The sequence below is a fragment of the Sulfuricurvum sp. RIFCSPLOWO2_12_FULL_43_24 genome (assembly GCF_001829605.1).
Lineage (GTDB): Bacteria > Campylobacterota > Campylobacteria > Campylobacterales > Sulfurimonadaceae > Sulfuricurvum.
Genome location: NZ_MIBT01000074.1, coordinates 1 through 18,315, shown reverse-complemented (window position 1 = coordinate 18,315; position 18,315 = coordinate 1). Strand labels below are relative to the sequence as shown.

The window sequence follows — 18,315 nt, the reverse complement described above, 5'->3', positions numbered from 1 at the left end:
ATAACTTTAACAAGAAAATAGTTTCTTGACGAAGATCAAGAATGTGCCATCGGATGATGTTTCAATACCGTCTCTTGAAGATTCTGTTTTTGCACATGGGTGTATATCTGTGTCGTCAACAGTGATGCGTGTCCCAGTAACTCTTGGACAACGCGTAAATCAGCCCCGCCGAGTATCAATGCCGTTGCGTATGAATGACGCAATGCATGGGGAGAGACACCCAGATATTTTTGGGTGATTTTAAACGCAGAAATTCGACTGAGAGACTCTCCTCTGTAGTTCAGCCAAAGGTGTGAACGCCGATAGGGGCACGATTCTTGATACACACGAAGTGCCTTTAACGCCTCAGGGGCAATGGGGACATAACGCTCTTTTTCCCCTTTTCCGTGACGAATACGAAGCCATTCCCCTTCGATATCCCCCTCTTCCACCATCAAACATTCACTGACACGAACTCCCGTCGCGTATAAAAATAGGAGAAGTGCATAATCTCGTAGGCCAATCCATTCGCTCCGATCAACTAATCTTAGGCCGGATTGGATGGTTTCAAAACTAAGGTATTTAGGGAGATTTTTCGGAACTTTGGAGAGGGCAAATTTGGAAGATACAGAATTAAAGCGGTTACGGTGACAAAAATCGAGAAAAGAGTTAAATGCAGAGAGTTTACGGTTAAGCGTTCGTTTATTCGCAATCGTTCCAAGAACACGGAAAACCGTGTTGGAATCAAGCTCTGTAAGACTTTTCTCTGAAGTATGCTCGATTTCATTTAAATCATGGCTATAGGCTGTAATCGTTCGAGGACTCAGCGCTTTGATAACCGTAATATATTCGATAAAAGCCTCAAGCTCTTTCGACATTATTTGATATTGATATAGCGGTCGTCAAAATAAAAACGTCCGTCTCCAAGGAAAATTTTGTTATCGCTGTCCATGTCGATATCATAAACATCATACGCCAAAAGGTTCTTGGTCAGGGCAATCATATACCCCTCTTGCTCCAACGCGTAAACACGATCATTTTGGACACTGATCCCTACAAAGTGAGCAAACGGAAATTTCTTTTTCGCTTTAAATTGCAATGTCGGGCTAAGAGCAATGATTTCACCTTGTTTGGTCGTCAGCCAAATACCATCAGCGGTATAAGCGATATTTCGGATTTCATATTTTTCACGCGCCTCTTTTTGCGAAAGCGCCAATACCGCCGTGCCGGTCGATGCCACCAGATTATTATCAACAACATTCATGTAGGTAATATTGTTAAAAAATTCATCCGAACTGACAACAACCGAACGGAGAACCTTTTTTGTCTCCGAGTTAACAATGACGATTTTTCCATCAAGGGTTAAAAAGAGTACCAATTCTTTCAGGAAATGGGGGTTTGCAACACGGGCATCAACAGCGATAGGAGCATTGGAAGACTCTTTAAAAAGGAGTTTTTTGCTCTCAAGCGAATAAATTGCCATTTCATTATTGGTGAACAATATAGCAACGCTATCGTCTTGAATACTCGCTGCAGCAACACCGCGTTTGAGTTCAAAAGTTACCTTAGCATCGGTTCCGTCTTCCGGAAAAAGGACGAGATTTCCCTCAGGACTTTCGGTGATTACCCATGCGCCATTTGCATTGATTAAACGGTAGTTTTCAGGGATTTTAATATTTTTCTCCCCCTCTTTGGTCAACAAACGACCGTTATCCAACAATGCAGCTGATTGTGTTGATTGAGCAATAGAAGCACTTAAATGTCCGGCATTCCGCCATTCACCCTTCACGTTTTCAGGCTTATAGACCTCTTTGTGTGAACATCCGCTAAATAAAACAAGCGCACCCAAAGATAGTATCAATGTCGTTAATTTCATTATTTTACTCCATAATGCGATAGTGCACTGGCAACTTGATACATAGGTGATTCTTCACTGATCTGCGCAATTTTTTGATGAGCCGCTGCAATGTCGCCTTTCTCAATAGATGCAACAGCAACTTCCAGTAATGCAAGATCTTTATACAGGGCCCCTTGTTTTTTCGTATATTGCTCAAGCGACGCAGTATCGTTCTTAATAGCAGCAGCTTCATACGATGCGATATCGGCAACACCGAAAGCTTGGGAGTTTTTAAGCCCTTCAAGAATCGTTACATCGTTTTGGGCAATTCCACGGGAAAGTTTCCACACATCGTACAATGCAGGATTGTCATTTTTAAGCGTTTGTTCTGCTGTTGCATCACTCGGGTTGGTCAGTAAAACGTTAAATGCCGCATTTGAACTTTCAATTTTTGCGTTACTATACGCTTGATATCCAATAGCACCGCTCACAGCCAGTAATGACGCAGCTACTGCCGCTATTAAAGGCTTTTGGTATCGTTTAACAAAACGTTCCGTTCGTACAGCGCTTTCAAAAAACTTCTCTTCAGAACTCAGCTCCTCTTTGAGGGCATCCATATTCTCTTTTAGACTCAAAACGGCTCCTGTTATTACTGCTCATTAATTGGGGTAATAATATCTCACCCTACGTTAAAGTTTAGTAAACCTTTTTTTAGGGTACAATTATTTCTATAAATTTATCACGACTTAGGTTAACCATGCAAATTGATGAAAAACTCTTACAACGTTTAGAAAAACTCTCTTACTTACAAATCCCGCAAGAACATCGTGAGGAGATGATAGCGCAACTCAGTGAAATCGTCTCTTTTGTCGATAACCTCTCTGAGCTTCCTACCGATGGAGTAGAAGCAACATTTGCGATGTCAGAAAATTCAACCCTGCTTCGTGAAGACATCGGCAACGTAAATGGAGCGATCAATGATGATATTTTGGCCCATGCACCTCATTCTCAAGATCACTTTTTTATCGTTCCGAAAATCATTGAGTAGAACATGACACATATCTACGGAATTAAAAGTTGCGGAAGTGTCCAAAAAGCGCTTAAGTTTTTGGATACTCACGCCATCGCTTATACCTTTCACGATTTTAAAACTACTCCCGTTTCTCATGAAAAAATTGAGTCATGGTCTGCTCAAGCTCCGATTTCTACCCTTTTAAATACCAAAGGGACCACCTATCGAACCTTGGGTCTAAAAGAGTATAATTTGGACGACAACGGAAAAATAGAGTGGATGAGCAACCACAATCTCCTCATAAAACGTCCGGTTATTGAATTTAAAGATAAACTCATCGTCGGCTTTGATCCATCTCAATACGAAGGAATATTACTCTCATGAATGCAGCATTGGATATTTATAAACTCCTCAAGAGTGTCGTTGCGTATAAAGCATCAGATCTTCACCTCGTTAGCCGTTCTGAACCCCAAATTCGTATCGATGGGCGGCTCGTTGCCCTTAATTTACCCGTTTTAGATGGCCGTGATATTGAAGAGATGGGCTATTCCCTCCTCACAGAAAAGCAAAAAAAAGCGTTTGAAGAGGCTAATGAGCTTGACTTTTCAATCGTTATCCCTGATGTCGGCCGCTTTCGTGCCAACTACTACAAAACGATGGATGATATCGCATGCGCCTTTCGTATTATCCCCGTTACTATCCCCTCACTCGATGATTTGAACGCAAAAAAAATATTTAAAGAGCTTATTAAACGGGAAAAAGGGCTTATCCTCGTAACGGGACCAACCGGAAGCGGTAAATCAACCACATTGGCGGCAATGCTCAATGAGATCAATCTCAATGAAGCCCGTCATATTATTACCGTTGAAGATCCCGTTGAGTTTGTCCATACCAATAAAAAATCGCTGTTCTCTCACCGTAATATCGGTACCGATACCAAAAGCTTCTCGGCCGCACTCAAATATGCCCTTCGTGAAGACCCTGACGTTATCCTGATCGGGGAGATGCGGGATAAAGAGACAATCACTGCCGCACTAACCGCAGCAGAAACCGGTCACCTGGTTTTTGGAACACTCCATACCAACTCCGCACCTCAAACCATCAACCGTATTATCGACGTTTTCAGCGGAGACGAGCAGCCGCAGGTTCGAGCACAGCTCTCAACCTCATTGATCGCCGTTATCTCTCAAGCGCTTCTCCCAAAAATCGGAGGCGGTCGTATTGCGGCGCAAGAACTGATGATTACCAACCCTGCAATTTCGAATCTTATTCGTGAGGACAAAGTACATCAACTCTATTCACAAATGCAGCTCAACCAAACCGGTACAAGCATGACAACACAAACACAAGAGATTGTCGAATTTTTGCGTAAAAAGCTGATCACTAAAGAGATCGCGTTGCAATACTCCAATAAGCCCGATGAGTTACTGAGAGTCATCGAATCCCTCTAAAATTTCCCCTCAATGGAGGGGAATTCTTAAAGTTTATTTCAACACTCTGCTCTTCTCCTCTTTTTTATGGAACATCGAACCTATAATCGTTTATAATCATGAATTATGAAACATGAACATTTACTCAAACATCATCAGCTCAAAGCTACACCGCAACGGATGGCAATTATTGAACTTATGCACCATTCAGGGCATATCAGTATTGATGATCTGTATCAAGCGATTCGCAAAAAATTTGCCTCAATATCATTAGCAACCCTGTATAAAAATGTCCATACGATGATGGATGTCAGCCTGATTCGTGAAGTAAAAATTCCGGGGCAAAAAACCAAATATGAAATTGAGAAAGAAGCTCATGCGCATGTCATGTGCAAATGCTGCGGTGAATTAAAAGACATACCTTTTGACCCGGCCTCTTTACTTCAAAAATCGATGGATTTGAGTCACTATGCAGCAGATGAAGTATCGATTGTTATTTCGGGAACGTGCCCTGAGTGTCAGAAGAAGTAAAAAAGAACGAGCGTATTCTCATCCGTTCGTGGTGAGCTGGTCGAACCATGAACACCCTTCGACGAAGCTCAGGGCGAACGGTGAGGTTAACGATGCGCTTCTTTGAGCGTATCAGCGATCAAGAAAGCCAATTCTAACGATTGGTCTGCATTAAGGCGCGGATCACAATGGGTGTGGTAACGGCTTTTGAGATTTTCTGAAGTAATTTCAAATGAACCTCCGAGACACTCTGTGACGTTTTTCCCCGTCATCTCCAAATGCACACCGCCTGCGTATGTCCCCTCAGCTTTATGGACTTGAAAGAACTGTTTCATCTCAGTTAGAATCGAATCGACCGGACGAGTTTTATAGCCATTGCTTGTGATTGTATTACCGTGCATCGGATCACAACTCCACAATACTTTTTTACCTTCTCTCTCGATCGCACGGATCAAGGCAGGCATTCCATCGCCTACTTTATCCGCACCCATACGGACGATGACATTCAAGCGTCCTGCTTCATTGTTCGGATTGAGGATATCACATAATCGGATCAAATCTTCCGGATCCATCGACGGCCCCGCTTTGACACCGATAGGATTATTGATACCGCGCATAAATTCGACATGTGCTCCGTCCAGCTGACGGGTGCGATCGCCGATCCAAAGCATATGTGAGGATACATCGTACCATTCACCGGTCAATGAATCTTGACGCGTAAATGCCTCTTCATAGCTCAGTAACAATGCTTCATGCGAAGTATAAAAATCGGTTTCGCGCAACGTACGGTAGTTGTCGGAGGTGATCCCGCAAGCCGCCATAAAGCGAAGTGAATCATCGATTTGACGGGAAAGTTCATCGTATTTTTTGGTCATCTCATTTTGTCCGACAAACCCTAAATTCCATGCATGAACTTGGTGCAAATCAGCTAAACCGCCCGAAGCAAATGCGCGAAGAAGATTCAAAGTAGCCGCAGATTGGTTATAGGCTTGAACCATACGCTGAGGGTCAGGAATACGCGCTTGTGCATTGAAATCAACACCGTTGATAATATCTCCACGATAACTCGGAAGAGTAATACCCTCTATCGTTTCGGTATCCGAAGAGCGAGGTTTGGCAAACTGTCCTCCTAAACGCCCCACTTTAACCACCGGAGCACCTCCGGCAAAGGTCATTACTACCGCCATTTGCATCATGACTTTGAACGTATCACGAATATTGTGGGCATGGAATTCTGAAAAACTCTCGGCGCAATCTCCCCCTTGGAGCAAAAAGGCTTTCCCTTCACACACATCCGCTAAATTTTTCTTGAGTGTACGTGCTTCGCCCGCAAAAACAAGTGGAGGATAATTACGAAGCTTTGATTCAACCTCTTCCAAAATCCCTTGATCGGGATAAGTAGGCTGCTGCTTAATCGGTTTTTCTCTCCAGCTTGATCGGCTCCATGTGCTCATATCATCTCCTGCGTGCTCTCGCACCATATATTGTTAATGGACGAATTTTATCCTTTTATCCTAAAAGAGGACTGATTGGGTGAAGCAAAAGTTAGATTTATGTTTGAAAAAGTATAATGGCATTACATTTAGAGAGTTCTATTTCACCCTTTTTCAACGATTTGGAAAGAGTTTTTCAAACATCTCAAAATACATGCAATGCAAGGTAATATGGTGGATACCAACCAAGTTAACCCTTTACTAATCTATTTTTGCAAAGAGCTCTCTGTCCAATTAGAGTCACTTAGCAACCGGCAAGCAACGATAGATCCGGCAGAATTTGCCGAACTCATCGCTACCGCAACCCATGAAGTTCTGGATGCTTATGCATCGGGTGAATTTGATCTTTTAGCCTATCGTAACACGACAAGCGAAGAGTACAAAGAGATCGCACAAAAAAGTATCGAATCGTATTCGCGCACCAATGAAAAAATCGAAGAAATTAGTGAGAGGCAAGCTGAATTACTGAATGAAACGGCGGGGTCAACCCTCATCGATTTCGGAAAAATCAGTGAAAAGTTCAGCGATATACAAAATCATCTCAGTGACGAAGTATCCCGTGCCAACGAAGTTATACACGGTCTTTTGGAACAAGTAAAAACATTAGAACTAAAAACATCTCTTGATCCCCTCACAAAAGTCTACAACCGTTATGCACTTCAAGAACATCTAAAAGTTATCCTTGAAAAAGGAATCCTTGATTTTGAAATTTTTGTCTTGATGATTGATTTGGATAACTTTAAGCAGATCAATGACCGCTTCGGTCATGTCGCCGGAGACAAGGTTCTGATTTTTATCGCCAAACTCTTTAAAAAAGCCCTTCGCGATGGTGATCGAGTATACCGCTTTGGAGGAGAAGAATTTATTATTGTCCTCAACCGTACCGATTTGGAAGGTGCAAAACTGGTCGCTGAGCGGCTTCTTAGCCTCTGCCGCAACAACAAGCCGCTGTTTCAGAATCAACAAATACCGGTTACACTCAGTATCGGTTTGACAAAAGTGATCACAGCTGACTCAATCGATGCGATTATTGATCGTTCAGATAAAGCCCTCTATCGGGCGAAAAATAACGGTAAAGACCGCTTGGAAATGGAGCTTTAATGGATTTGAATTATTTTGACGTTGCGGTGGGATCAATCGTTTTACTTTTAGGGCTGAAAGGGCTTTTAAACGGTTTTTCCAAAGAAGTTTTCGGTTTGGCAGGTATAGTGGGGGGTGTTTTTGTCGCTTCTCATCTTGGCGGATTGATCGGAAAAATCTTAAGTGATACGCTCTTTCATTTTGAAACAGCCACCGCTGTTAATTTAGTCGGTTTTATTTTTGCGTTGGGTATCTTTTGGCTCTTAATGGTCGCATTAGGAGCAGGATTTAAAAAACTCAGTACTCTCAGCGGTTTGGGTCCGCTTGATCGTATTTTGGGCTTTGTTATCGGAAGCAGCAAGTTTTTCTTCATCCTTTCCATCATTGTTTATGCTCTTTTTAGCGTCACTGCGATTCGAGAAAATTTTGGAGAAAAAATGGCCGACAGTTTTTTCTATGAGCCGATGTTTGCAACCGGAGATTTTATTTTGCATATCGAAACCGAAGATGTCACTTCACTCATGGGTGATGATAACGAAAGTGATAGCAATAGTTCAGACATTGAAAAAGATCCATCGACTTCCGATTCTAAAAAGGGGAAATAATTTATGAGTCCATATACTGATTTTACCGAACGTACGATTGAATACAACAAACTGTTAACGGATTTCAAACAGCTCTTAAAAGCCAATGGATTAAAGTTTACCATTCAACGCGAAGTGATTTTAGAGATGCTCTACAACTCCGATGAACACCTGACACCTGAGGGTCTTCACCATCTGATCCAACAAAAGCATCCTGATCTCAACACCGGTATTGCAACCGTTTATCGAACGTTATCTCTTCTCGAAGAATCGGATATGGTAACGTCACTCTCTTTCGGTGCGCAGGGAAAAAAATATGAGTTAGGGGCGAAAGATCACCATGACCATGTTATTTGTACTAAATGCGGAGCCATTACCGAATTTGTGGATGAAGAGATCGAACAACGTCAAAAGCAAATTACCGAAGCACTGGGTTTTGTAATGCAAGAGCACTCAATGCAGATTTACGGAATTTGCAATAACTGTCAAACAAACCCTAAAAAATAACATACTTTAAGAAAGGAAACCCATTGGTATTTGAAAATCAATACGTACAACAACGAATCGAAAAAGCCGATGCACTGAGAGCAATCGGTATTGATCCTTATGCAAATAATTCATGCCGTAATACAACCATCGATAAATTTCACAATGTTAACTCCGATTTGTTTCAAATCGAAGAAAAACGGGATGAACATCGCCATTACACGGTAGCAGGACGGATCAAACTTTATCGACTCATGGGGAAAGCAAGCTTTCTCAAAATCGAAGACGAAAGCGGCATGCTCCAAATCTATGTTGCCCGTGATAATTTGCCTGAAAATTTTTACAATGATGTCTTTAAAAAATTGATCGAAGTGGGTGACATCATCGAGGTAAGCGGGTATCCGTTTGTAACACAGCAAGGTGAACTCTCACTTCATGCCGATAAACTTACCATCCTTACCAAAGCGATCTCTCCGCTCCCTGAGAAATTTCATGGGATTCAAGACAAAGAGATGAGATACCGTCAACGCTATCTTGATCTTATTATGAATTCGGAAGTACGTAAAACGTTTCATATCCGCTCTAAAGTAATCAGTTTAACTCGCCGATTTTTTGAAGACAAGGGGTTCTTAGAGGTCGAAACACCGATGATGCACCCTATCGCAGGCGGTGCCAATGCAAAACCTTTTGTTACCCATCACAATGCCCTCGGGATTGATCGCTATTTACGGATAGCACCAGAGCTTTATCTCAAACGTCTGATCGTTGGGGGATTTGAAGCGGTATTTGAGATCAACCGTAATTTCCGAAATGAGGGGATGGATGCGACCCACAACCCTGAATTCACTTCCATCGAGTTTTATTGGGCATTTAAAACCTATAAAGATTTGATTGTTATTACCAAAGAGTATTTTGAATATCTGTTTGATCATCTCAACCTCCCTAAACGTCTTCCCTATGGCGATTTGGAAGTCGATTTTGATCAGTTTAGCGAGATCGAGCTCGTCAAAAGTCTCACTCTCATCGGCGGAGTTCCAGAAGAGATTGTCAACGATAAAGAAGCTATTTTGGCATTTTTGAAATCCAAAAACCTCGAAGCCAATGCGGGTATGAATCTTGGTCAACTCCAAGGGGAACTGTTCGATGAGTTCGTTGAAGCCAAACTGATCAATCCGACCTTTATCACCCACTATCCGGTGGAGATTTCACCGCTTGCTCGCCGCAATGATGAGCGCCCTGAACTAACGGATCGTTTCGAGCTGTTCATCGCGGGACGTGAGATTGCCAATGCATTCAGTGAGCTGAACGATCCGGTCGATCAGTTGGAACGTTTTGAAGGACAAATGGCCGCTAAAGACTCAGGGGATGATGAAGCCCATGAGATGGACGAAGATTTCGTGATCGCCCTCAGCTACGGTATGGCTCCTACTGCAGGACAAGGGATCGGGATTGATCGTCTTGTTATGATGCTGACCAACCAACACTCAATCCGGGATGTATTACTTTTCCCGGCAATGAAACCACACCAAACCAACCAAAACCACAATGGAGAAGAAGAATGAGTTTCCTCAAAGAATTCGATAACGAAATTTATACCCTATGTGAGCAAGAGCTCGAACGTCAAACCGATCATTTAGAGATGATCGCATCTGAAAACTTTACCCTTCCTGCCGTCATGGAAGCGATGGGATCGGTATTCACGAACAAATACGCTGAAGGGTATCCCGCAAAACGTTACTACGGCGGATGTGAATACGCAGACGGTGTTGAGCAACTGGCGATTGATCGTGCGTGTGAACTCTTCGGTTGTAAATTTGCCAATGTTCAGCCCCACTCAGGTTCATCGGCAAACGGTGCGGTCTATGCGGCATTACTTCAAGCCGGAGACAAACTTCTCGGTATGGATCTCAGCCACGGCGGACACTTGACTCACGGTTCAAAAGTAAGTTTTTCAGGTAAAAACTACCACAGTTTTTCCTACGGTGTAGAGCTTGACGGTCGTATCAATTATGAGCGTGTTATGGACATCGCTAAAATCGTTCAACCAAAAATCATCGTGTGCGGTGCTTCAGCCTACGCTCGTGAAATCGATTTTGCTAAGTTCCGTGAAATCGCTGATGCCGTTGGAGCAATTTTATTCGCCGATATCGCGCATATTGCCGGTCTTGTATGTGCGGGTGAGCATCCAAGCCCATTCCCTTACGCGGATATCGTAACAACAACGACACACAAAACCCTCGCTGGTCCTCGCGGCGGTATGATCATGACGAACGACGAGGAAATTGCGAAAAAAATTAACTCTGCGATCTTCCCTGCTCTTCAAGGTGGACCGTTGGTTCACGTTATCGCGGCAAAAGCGGTTGGATTTAAATTCAATCTCTCTCCTGAATGGAAAATATACGCCAAACAGGTCAAAGCAAATGCTGCCGTTCTTGCGGACGTGTTAATGAAACGCGGATATGATATCGTCAGTGACGGAACCGATAACCATCTCATCTTGGTGTCGTTCTTGAATAAGCCTTTTAGTGGAAAAGAAGCCGATGCAGCTCTCGGACGTGCCGGAATTACGGTTAATAAAAATACTGTTCCGGGTGAAACACGTTCTCCGTTTGTGACTTCAGGGGTCCGTATCGGAAGTCCTGCGTTAACTTCACGCGGTATGAAAGAGAAAGAGTTCGAACTCATCGCCAACCGTATTGCCGATGTTTTGGATGATATTGAAAACGAAGCTAAACAAGCCGCTATCAAAGAAGAGTTGAAAGCATTAGCTAAAAACTTTGTTATCTATCAACAATCTACGTATTAATAAGAGGTAGTGCCCATGACATCGATGGATATGAAACTGATCAAAATGATTTCAGATCATTACTGGCTGAAACATGATAATGTTGTTGATAAACTCGATTTTAAAGGGCGTACTTTTTTTAATAAATACGAAAAAATTGATAAATCTCTGACCCAAACCATTATTGATCAACATCTCAAAAAGCAGATTACCGTTGCCCACTCTTTGATTAATAAATTCGACAAAGTAGAAAATATCGTTATCGATTACAACGGCAACGATCCTCAGCGTTTTTACCACAAAACCCAACTCCTTCTTCGTGAAGAGGGATTTATCAATTTTACCGCTTTTGAGACAAAAACACCGGGACACCTGCATGTTTATATCCATAAAGGGCATACGACTTTACAAGAAGCCAATCAACTGGGTAAAATGATTTCCATGAAATTAGCCGCAAAACAACCAAAACAGTGGCGAATGTTTCCAACGCTCGATTTGCCAATGGAATACAATATTCTCAATCTTCCCTACGAGGTTTACGCAAAAGAGCGTGGAGCTTCGTGGTCGAAGCACATGTAAGCAAAGCCATCCAAAGGATACACAATGGAAGAAAAAAACGAACTCAACGACATCATCCTCAATAAAAGCGGATCGGGCTCAAGTACCAAAAAACTTTTGTTAGCAATTGCTGCACTTACCTTGATTTTAATCATTGTTTTGGTCATTATGAACTCACTCAAAAGTGAAAGCGATGAGCGAGCGCCGCAAGCGGCAGTTCCACCTGAGCCTTCATCACCGACTGAAGTGATCGATGACCCTCTTTTTGAACCGGTAGAAGTGATCCAAGAAGGCGGCAATGAAAGTGCTTCCCAAGATTTAGGACAAATCGCCCAAAAGATCAAACAAGAGTCATTCCAGAATGCTCCCTCAAGCGCAACAGCTGCTCAACCTTCATCAGCACCTGTAACTGCTCAGCAAAATGTTCCTGTTCAACAAGCCAAGCCGCTCACGACAACTGCACCAGCCGTAGTTACAACGGTTCCAAAAGCACAACCTCAACCGGTATCGGTAAAAGCCGCTGCCGTTCCGGTAAAAGCTCAACCGGAACCTAAAACGGTGCGAGCAGAACCTGTTAAAGCTGTCCCGAGTGTTGTTAATACACCAACCATTAAATCGGTAAAACCCTCAGAGCCTAAAAAAGTTGCAACGGAACCAAAACCGGCAGTGAAACCTGCAACCACTCCGGTAAAAGCAGCTGCTGCTCCGGTACAAAAAACCGCTGAAAAAACGGCAGTTGAGCCGGTTGCAAAACCTGCTGCTAAAGCCGCTTCAACCGAAGGAACCTATTACATCCAAGTAGGGTCTTTCAGTAAAGAGCCGAATAAAGCTTTATTTGATCGCCTCAATGCGAGCGGTCTGAAATACATCACTTCACCAAGCGGGTCAATGACCAAAGTCATGATTGGGCCGTTCCAAGGTGAAAAAGCGGCACGGGATGTTCTCGGAACCGTAAAACGCAACATTGAATCTAATGCATACATAACAAAGGGATAAGGTGATATCTTCACGCCATTTTTCTCTCGATCAATTCGCCCCCATCGCCGTCTATGAAAAGGCTAAAAGCCTTTTCCCCTCAGAAGTCACCTTTTTACTTGAAAGTGCCGGAAACAGTGCCGGAAACTATACTATTATCATTATCGGTGCACGTGAACGTATCACGTATGGCGATAAAATAACCACCTATACTGATATTCAAGGTCATACAAATCGTCTTGATGTCTCCCCTTTTGATTTTTTAAAAGAGTATTATCACAAACTTGATCAATCTGCGTATCGTGAACGTGCGCGTGAACTGGGTGTCGGTTACATCGACGGATTTATCGGCTACATCGGATACGATATGGTGCAAGTTTTTGAACATGTTCTTGAAGATTCAATGAACAATCTTACCGATCAAACCCATATCCCCGATATGGATCTGATCCTCCCGAAACTTGCCCTTGTTGTTTCCCATAAAAATGCAACTATTACGATGCTTAGCTGCGTTGATTCAATAATTCGGCGTTTTGAAGAGATTGAAACCTCACTTAAATCACCCTATCACTATACACCGCTCAAGACAATCGAGAATGATAAGGGTGGAGAGTTCATCTTTACCAAAGAAAAATTTTTCTCTATGGTCGATGAATCCAAAAAAATGATCCTCAGCGGTGATGTCTTTCAGATCCTCATGACCAACCGCTATATCCGCCATGCTCAGGTTGATCCGTTTAGTTTTTATCGTGTTTTACGTCTCAAAAACCCATCCCCTTATATGTATTTAATGGAATACGAAGATTTCAGCATTGTCGGAAGTTCCCCTGAAGTGATGGTGCGCTTAAGTGACGGAGACATCTTGCTCCGACCGATCGCCGGAACCCGTAAACGCGGTGGAACAGCTCAACGCGATCTGGAACTCGAAGAAGAGCTTCTCTCTGATCCCAAAGAGCTGGCTGAGCATTTAATGCTGATCGATTTGGGTCGTAACGATGTCGGACGGGTGGCTAAAACCGGAACCGTACGGGTCGAGGAGATGATGCATGTCGAGCGCTATTCGCACGTGATGCATATTGTCTCCGATGTTCATGCTCAAATCGCCGATAACAAAGATATGTTTGATCTCCTTGCCGCAACATTTACTGCCGGTACAATGACAGGTGCACCGAAAATTCGGGCAATGGAGCTGATTGCAGAGTTTGAAGGGGTAAAGCGGGGGTTTTACAGCGGTACCATCGGGTATTTCGGATTTGACGGCAACATGGACAGTGCTATTACGATACGTACCGCCCTGATTAAACCCGATTTTGTCATCTTGCAAGCAGGTGCGGGGGTTGTTGCCGATTCAATTCATGAGCTCGAATATCTCGAAGTGACCAATAAACTCGGTGCCCTTACCAGTACATTGGATGATTTGGTTAAAGCGCAATGAAGCTCTTTAGTATCTTTGGTGATCCGATAGCCCATTCCAGGTCACCACTGATGCATAACTCTGTTTTTAGAGCACTCAAAGTCTGTGCTTGCTACAGTCGTACCCATCTTGTAGACGGATCACAACTGCGAGATGTTTTTTTTGCCAAAGCTCTTAGCGGCGCAAATGTCACGGTTCCCCACAAAGAAGCAGCCTATCAGCAATGTGATGAAGTACGCGGAATTGCCAAAGAGATACAAGCCGTCAATACCCTCGTCGTGGAAAAAGGGAAATTGATTGGATACAACACCGATGCGGACGGTTTTATGAGTGCTATCCAATCGTTCGGACCCATACGTAACGCCCTCATTCTCGGTGCCGGAGGAACGGCACGTGCCCTCTCCATCGCTCTGACTCACGGGGAAATCACCCCTACAATCCTGAACCGATCAGCCGGACGGTTAGATTTTTTTCATCAAAAAGGGATACAAGCATATTGTTGGGACGGTTTTACCGCCGCAGAATATGATCTTATTATCAATACCACCTCGGCTGGATTAAATGATGATGAGTTGCCAATCCCAAGAGCGCTTCTCGTAGAACTCTTATCCCGTTCAAAAGGGGCCGTTGATGTCATCTACGGTAAAGAGACCCCGTTTTTACGCGAAATAAAAGTGAGCGGTCTGCCGTATAAAGACGGTTCCGATATGCTTTTGGCGCAAGGGGTATTGGCCAATCACCTCTTTTTAAACGGTGCGTATCCTCTCGAGGCCATCGAACCTCCTATGAAACACAGTTTTTCCCTCTAATGCAAATCGACGGACGTTTCTGGCTCACCAAAGAGGGGCAAAGTTTTTTGGGTGCAGGCAGAATCGAACTGCTGGAGCATATCGATAAGATCGGTTCTATCCATGCCGCCGCCAAAGAGATGAAGATGAGCTACAAAGCGGCATGGGAACGAATCAATGGGATGAATCTCCTCGCCGATCACCCCCTCATAGAACGGACAACGGGAGGCAAAGGGGGCGGAGGGACGAAACTAACCCCCTATGCCCGCGAACTCATCGCCACCTTTCACCGTTTCAACGAACTTCATCGCCAGTTTATCGACCGTTTTTCTGAAGCGGGCAATGATCCCGAACGACTTGCCCGTATCCTCAGCCGTACTTTTCTCACCACCAGTGCGCGAAATCAGCTCCCCGCAACGCTTCTAAGTATTGAAGAGAGAGGACTTAACGGTATACTCACCCTCTCACTGACGGGAAGCCATACGATCCAATCTGTTATTACTCTCAAATCGATCCGTAATATGGGGCTTAGTGTCGGATGCGATCTCTACGCCATCATCAAATCCAGCGATGTCACTATCGTTACCACGCTCCCTAAAAGCGGTGAAGCGATGAACACTCTCAAAGGGACGATAAGCCGTATCGAATCCCAAGATGAAACGGATGAGATCACCTTTGCTCTCGATCTTTTTACCGAGCTAATCGCGCTAATGAATCCCAAAGATACGGCACAACTCTCAGAGGGGATGAACGCTTACGCACTTATCTCTCCAAGTCATATTATTATTGGGTTATAGTTTTCTGTTTCATTACGATACATACGATACCCATACATATAACCCTTCTTTATCACTCTCCTACAAACTTTAAGCCATTTTCCTTATAATTTCGTTATATCTTACAAAACATAACGAAATTGTCTCATTTTTTGCGAACCGTTTTTGCAATGTTTGGTTTGCGTTTATCGTTATATTAAAACAGATATAAAGGAATTTATATGAAGCCTTTTAAGCTTATCGTCACTTCCCTCGCATTCGCCTCTGCCCTTGCGGCGCAAACCATCACGGTTGCCGCTGCTGCCAATATGAAATACGCTGTTACCGATATCGCTAAAGCGTTTACGAAAGATACGGGAATCGATGTCAAAATCATCACCGGAGCCTCAGGTAAACTGACTCAACAAATCATGAGCGGTGCGCCGTATGACGCGTTTCTCTCCGCCGATGTCGAGTATCCTGCCAAACTGGCTCAAAGCGGATACACGACAACGCCATCACAGGTGTATGCGTACGGGACACTGATCCTCTGGAGCGATACGGGAGTCGATCTCTCCAAAGGCGTTGCTATCGTTGCCGACCCTTCGGTTAAAAAGATCGCTGTCGCCAATCCTAAAACGGCACCGTACGGGATCGAAGCAATGAACGCGATGAAATACTATCAGGTTGCCGACAAGACGGCAGGCAAAATCATCACGGCCGAGTCAATCTCTCAAGTAGGCGCATACGTCACCACCAAAGCGGTCGATGTCGGGTTTATGGCGAAATCGATTGTCCTCTCTCCCGAGATGAAAAATGTCGGCAAATGGGTCGAAGTGGATGGTAAGGCCTATAACCCAATCGATCAGGCAATGGTCGGACTCAAAAACGGGTCACCCGAAAATCAGATCGCCGCCAAAAAGTTTCTCCGTTTTATGGGTTCTGCAAAAAGTCAATCGATTCTCAGAGCGAGCGGATATAATATACCTACTACAAAATCTATGAGTAAAGAAAAATAATGTTTTTAGAACCGATCAATTTTCCCGCCATGTACCGCGAACACAAAGCTACCACCGATTTTAAAGGCAAAACCAGTGCCGATTGGGATGAGAAATCAGCCGATATGGCACTTTCAACGATCAACAGCCCCTACGTCAACGACTTTATCTCCCGTATGAAGCTAAACGGGGATGAAGTGGTTCTCGACATCGGATGCGGACCGGGAACATTGGCAATCCCCCTTGCAAAACAGGTCAAAGAGGTTATCGCCATCGACTTCTCAGAGCTAATGCTCGAAGAGCTCAAAGCCTATGCCGCTAGAGAAGGGGTAACTAATATTAAAACATATCATATCGGCTGGGACGATGACTGGAGTCACCTGCCGCAGATCGATATCGCCGTCGCATCCCGCTCAATGGAGGTTACTGATGTTGATGCGGCGCTCACTAAAATGTCGGCACATGCAAGCAGGGCATGTTATCTCACCTACAAAGTCGGGGGGAGTTTCGTCGATATGAATATTCTCGATTTCATCGGGAAAAAGGTAAAAACCAAGCCCGATTATTGGTATATTCCGATCATCCTCTACTCTCACGGCTATCTCCCTCGTGTCGATTACATCGAAACAGGACGGGGAAGTGTTCGAAGCAATACCGAAGATGAGTTCATCGAATCATTGCTTTGGAGCGTCCATGAGTTAAATGAGGAACAACAGAACAAAGCTCGTGAGTATTATCGTGAGGTGATCGTAGGACAAAACCGCCCTCCCCGTGCCGTCAATTGGGCATTTATCGGCTGGGAGACATCGATATGATTGCCCTCAATGATTTTGAACTCGAAGCACTCCTCGCCGAAGATGTCCCCTACGGTGATCTAACGACCGCATCTTTGGAAATTTCCGATCAACGAGCCCGTATTACTTTCGCTACCCGTGAGCGCCCTCTCGTCGTCTCGTGTATGGAAGAGGCGGTACGCCTGTGCGGACTGTACGGATTGGAAATCGACGGGTTCGTCAAATCGGGAACCCTTGTCCCGCCCAAGAGTCTCTTTCTCGAAGCCCACGGTGAAGCCGGAAATATCCACCGTATTTGGAAAAGTGTCCAAAACCTCCTCGATTACGCAAGCGGTATTGCCACTTATACCCGTGAAGCGGTACTCTTGGCCCGTAGTATCAATCCTGATATAGTGGTAGCCACCACCCGCAAAACCACCCCGTTTACGAAAAAAATCGCGATTAAAGCGGTCGAATCAGGGGGTGGAGTTGCCCACCGATTGGGTCTTTCGGAATCGATCCTTATTTTCGATTATCACCGTGTTTTCTTCCCTACCGATGAAGCGTTCGGCTCAGCATTGAACAAAACTAAAAAAGCCAATTTGGAGAAAAAGATCGTCATGGAGACCGAAGACATCACTCAGGCGCTGAAATTTGCCCGGATGGGGGCTGATATCCTCCAGTTGGAAAAATTTCCCTTGAGCAAGCTCTCCGATGCCGTCCACATCCTCCGAACCGATTATCCGCATATCACCCTTATTGCTACGGGGGGAATCAGTGCCAAAAATATCGCCGAGTATGCGGCTACGGGTGTCGATATGATCGTCACCTCATCGCCGTATAACGCACAGAGCGCCG

General features: G+C 44.2%; 21 protein-coding genes. 17 read left to right on the top strand and 4 right to left on the bottom strand.

What is annotated here, in order from left to right; translation table 11 throughout:
- Positions 1-35 precede the first annotated feature (35 nt).
- Genes A3G19_RS07110 through A3G19_RS07100 form a run of 3 tightly spaced genes read right to left on the bottom strand, consistent with a single transcriptional unit; the run spans position 36 to position 2,451 of the window.
- Positions 36-857: a tyrosine-type recombinase/integrase gene (locus A3G19_RS07110; RefSeq protein WP_294871602.1), complete on the bottom strand. Its 822-nt coding sequence runs from the start codon at positions 855-857 to the stop codon at positions 36-38.
- Positions 857-1,855, bottom strand: a complete 999-nt coding sequence (locus A3G19_RS07105; protein ID WP_015653441.1) for a PQQ-binding-like beta-propeller repeat protein — start codon at positions 1,853-1,855, stop codon at positions 857-859. The genes A3G19_RS07110 and A3G19_RS07105 overlap by 1 nt, the downstream gene beginning before the upstream one ends.
- Positions 1,855-2,451 carry a hypothetical protein gene (locus A3G19_RS07100; protein WP_294871599.1) on the bottom strand — a complete coding sequence of 199 codons (597 nt, stop codon included), beginning with the start codon at positions 2,449-2,451 and terminating at the stop codon, positions 1,855-1,857. Before A3G19_RS07100 ends, A3G19_RS07105 begins: the two co-directional genes overlap by 1 nt.
- Before the next feature lie 122 nt (positions 2,452-2,573).
- On the opposite strand from A3G19_RS07100, the gene gatC reads away from it, so the two are divergent.
- The 4 genes from gatC to A3G19_RS07080 all read left to right on the top strand — a co-directional run bounded on the left by gatC (position 2,574) and on the right by A3G19_RS07080 (position 4,789).
- Entirely contained in the window at positions 2,574-2,864 is a 291-nt protein-coding gene (gene gatC, locus A3G19_RS07095; RefSeq protein WP_015653439.1) for an Asp-tRNA(Asn)/Glu-tRNA(Gln) amidotransferase subunit GatC, read from the top strand.
- 3 nt (positions 2,865-2,867) lie between these two features.
- Positions 2,868-3,212: a Spx/MgsR family RNA polymerase-binding regulatory protein gene (locus A3G19_RS07090; RefSeq protein WP_015653438.1), complete on the top strand. Its 345-nt coding sequence runs from the start codon at positions 2,868-2,870 to the stop codon at positions 3,210-3,212.
- The gene (locus tag A3G19_RS07085) at positions 3,209-4,279 is read left to right on the top strand and encodes a type IV pilus twitching motility protein PilT (protein WP_015653437.1); all 1,071 of its coding nucleotides are present in this window, start codon (positions 3,209-3,211) and stop codon (positions 4,277-4,279) included. The genes A3G19_RS07090 and A3G19_RS07085 overlap by 4 nt, the downstream gene beginning before the upstream one ends.
- Positions 4,280-4,384: 105 nt before the next feature.
- Positions 4,385-4,789 carry a Fur family transcriptional regulator gene (locus A3G19_RS07080; protein ID WP_015653436.1) on the top strand — a complete coding sequence of 135 codons (405 nt, stop codon included), beginning with the start codon at positions 4,385-4,387 and terminating at the stop codon, positions 4,787-4,789.
- Between the two features lie 86 nt (positions 4,790-4,875).
- On the opposite strand, the gene A3G19_RS07075 is transcribed toward A3G19_RS07080, so the two are convergent.
- Entirely contained in the window at positions 4,876-6,222 is a 1,347-nt protein-coding gene (locus tag A3G19_RS07075) for a class II 3-deoxy-7-phosphoheptulonate synthase (RefSeq protein ID WP_294871596.1), read from the bottom strand.
- Positions 6,223-6,435: 213 nt separating this feature from the next.
- Here A3G19_RS07075 and A3G19_RS07070 point away from each other — a divergent pair, with 213 nt between their 5' ends.
- The 13 genes from A3G19_RS07070 to modD form a co-directional block, all read left to right on the top strand.
- Positions 6,436-7,362 (top strand): GGDEF domain-containing protein, encoded by a 927-nt coding sequence (locus A3G19_RS07070; protein WP_015653434.1) that lies wholly within the window; start codon positions 6,436-6,438, stop codon positions 7,360-7,362.
- The gene (locus A3G19_RS07065; protein ID WP_294871593.1) at positions 7,362-7,946 is read left to right on the top strand and encodes a CvpA family protein; all 585 of its coding nucleotides are present in this window, start codon (positions 7,362-7,364) and stop codon (positions 7,944-7,946) included. Before A3G19_RS07070 ends, A3G19_RS07065 begins: the two co-directional genes overlap by 1 nt.
- Before the next feature lie 3 nt (positions 7,947-7,949).
- On the top strand, positions 7,950-8,432 hold the full coding sequence (locus A3G19_RS07060; RefSeq protein ID WP_015653432.1) for a Fur family transcriptional regulator: 483 nt from the start codon (positions 7,950-7,952) through the stop codon (positions 8,430-8,432).
- A 23-nt stretch (positions 8,433-8,455) separates the two neighbouring features.
- Positions 8,456-9,973 (top strand): lysine--tRNA ligase, encoded by a 1,518-nt coding sequence (gene lysS, locus A3G19_RS07055; RefSeq protein ID WP_294871590.1) that lies wholly within the window; start codon positions 8,456-8,458, stop codon positions 9,971-9,973.
- Positions 9,970-11,217: a serine hydroxymethyltransferase gene (locus A3G19_RS07050; protein ID WP_294871587.1), complete on the top strand. Its 1,248-nt coding sequence runs from the start codon at positions 9,970-9,972 to the stop codon at positions 11,215-11,217. The genes lysS and A3G19_RS07050 overlap by 4 nt, the downstream gene beginning before the upstream one ends.
- Before the next feature lie 15 nt (positions 11,218-11,232).
- Entirely contained in the window at positions 11,233-11,775 is a 543-nt protein-coding gene (locus A3G19_RS07045) for a DUF1882 domain-containing protein (RefSeq protein WP_015653429.1), read from the top strand.
- A gap of 24 nt (positions 11,776-11,799) precedes the next feature.
- Positions 11,800-12,750: an SPOR domain-containing protein gene (locus A3G19_RS07040; protein ID WP_294871584.1), complete on the top strand. Its 951-nt coding sequence runs from the start codon at positions 11,800-11,802 to the stop codon at positions 12,748-12,750.
- Between the two features lies 1 nt (position 12,751).
- Positions 12,752-14,164, top strand: coding sequence for an anthranilate synthase component I family protein (locus A3G19_RS07035; protein WP_294871581.1), 1,413 nt, complete (start codon positions 12,752-12,754; stop codon positions 14,162-14,164).
- Entirely contained in the window at positions 14,161-14,952 is a 792-nt protein-coding gene (locus A3G19_RS07030; RefSeq protein ID WP_294871579.1) for a shikimate dehydrogenase, read from the top strand. The genes A3G19_RS07035 and A3G19_RS07030 overlap by 4 nt, the downstream gene beginning before the upstream one ends.
- Positions 14,952-15,728, top strand: coding sequence for a TOBE domain-containing protein (locus A3G19_RS07025; protein WP_294871577.1), 777 nt, complete (start codon positions 14,952-14,954; stop codon positions 15,726-15,728). The genes A3G19_RS07030 and A3G19_RS07025 overlap by 1 nt, the downstream gene beginning before the upstream one ends.
- 200 nt (positions 15,729-15,928) lie before the next feature.
- Positions 15,929-16,705, top strand: coding sequence for a molybdate ABC transporter substrate-binding protein (gene modA, locus A3G19_RS07020; RefSeq protein WP_294871574.1), 777 nt, complete (start codon positions 15,929-15,931; stop codon positions 16,703-16,705).
- Positions 16,705-17,499, top strand: coding sequence for a class I SAM-dependent methyltransferase (locus tag A3G19_RS07015; RefSeq protein ID WP_015653423.1), 795 nt, complete (start codon positions 16,705-16,707; stop codon positions 17,497-17,499). The genes modA and A3G19_RS07015 overlap by 1 nt, the downstream gene beginning before the upstream one ends.
- The coding region (modD, locus tag A3G19_RS07010) for a ModD protein (protein ID WP_294871572.1) at positions 17,466-18,315 on the top strand (850 nt) is incomplete at its 3' end. The genes A3G19_RS07015 and modD, both read left to right, overlap by 34 nt.

Excerpts from the sequence above, each read along its gene's own strand:
- A3G19_RS07080 (WP_015653436.1), top strand. The coding sequence starts at position 4,385 with ATGAAACATGAACATTTACTCAAACATCATCAGCTCAAAGCTACACCG.
- A3G19_RS07075 (WP_294871596.1), bottom strand. The coding sequence starts at position 6,222 with ATGAGCACATGGAGCCGATCAAGCTGGAGAGAAAAACCGATTAAGCAG.
- gatC (WP_015653439.1), top strand. The coding sequence starts at position 2,574 with ATGCAAATTGATGAAAAACTCTTACAACGTTTAGAAAAACTCTCTTAC.
- A3G19_RS07015 (WP_015653423.1), top strand. The coding sequence starts at position 16,705 with ATGTTTTTAGAACCGATCAATTTTCCCGCCATGTACCGCGAACACAAA.
- modA (WP_294871574.1), top strand. The coding sequence starts at position 15,929 with ATGAAGCCTTTTAAGCTTATCGTCACTTCCCTCGCATTCGCCTCTGCC.
- A3G19_RS07050 (WP_294871587.1), top strand. The coding sequence starts at position 9,970 with ATGAGTTTCCTCAAAGAATTCGATAACGAAATTTATACCCTATGTGAG.
- A3G19_RS07090 (WP_015653438.1), top strand. The coding sequence starts at position 2,868 with ATGACACATATCTACGGAATTAAAAGTTGCGGAAGTGTCCAAAAAGCG.
- A3G19_RS07105 (WP_015653441.1), bottom strand. The coding sequence starts at position 1,855 with ATGAAATTAACGACATTGATACTATCTTTGGGTGCGCTTGTTTTATTT.
- A3G19_RS07065 (WP_294871593.1), top strand. The coding sequence starts at position 7,362 with ATGGATTTGAATTATTTTGACGTTGCGGTGGGATCAATCGTTTTACTT.
- A3G19_RS07040 (WP_294871584.1), top strand. The coding sequence starts at position 11,800 with ATGGAAGAAAAAAACGAACTCAACGACATCATCCTCAATAAAAGCGGA.
- A3G19_RS07045 (WP_015653429.1), top strand. The coding sequence starts at position 11,233 with ATGACATCGATGGATATGAAACTGATCAAAATGATTTCAGATCATTAC.
- A3G19_RS07030 (WP_294871579.1), top strand. The coding sequence starts at position 14,161 with ATGAAGCTCTTTAGTATCTTTGGTGATCCGATAGCCCATTCCAGGTCA.
- A3G19_RS07085 (WP_015653437.1), top strand. The coding sequence starts at position 3,209 with ATGAATGCAGCATTGGATATTTATAAACTCCTCAAGAGTGTCGTTGCG.
- A3G19_RS07060 (WP_015653432.1), top strand. The coding sequence starts at position 7,950 with ATGAGTCCATATACTGATTTTACCGAACGTACGATTGAATACAACAAA.
- A3G19_RS07110 (WP_294871602.1), bottom strand. The coding sequence starts at position 857 with ATGTCGAAAGAGCTTGAGGCTTTTATCGAATATATTACGGTTATCAAA.
- A3G19_RS07025 (WP_294871577.1), top strand. The coding sequence starts at position 14,952 with ATGCAAATCGACGGACGTTTCTGGCTCACCAAAGAGGGGCAAAGTTTT.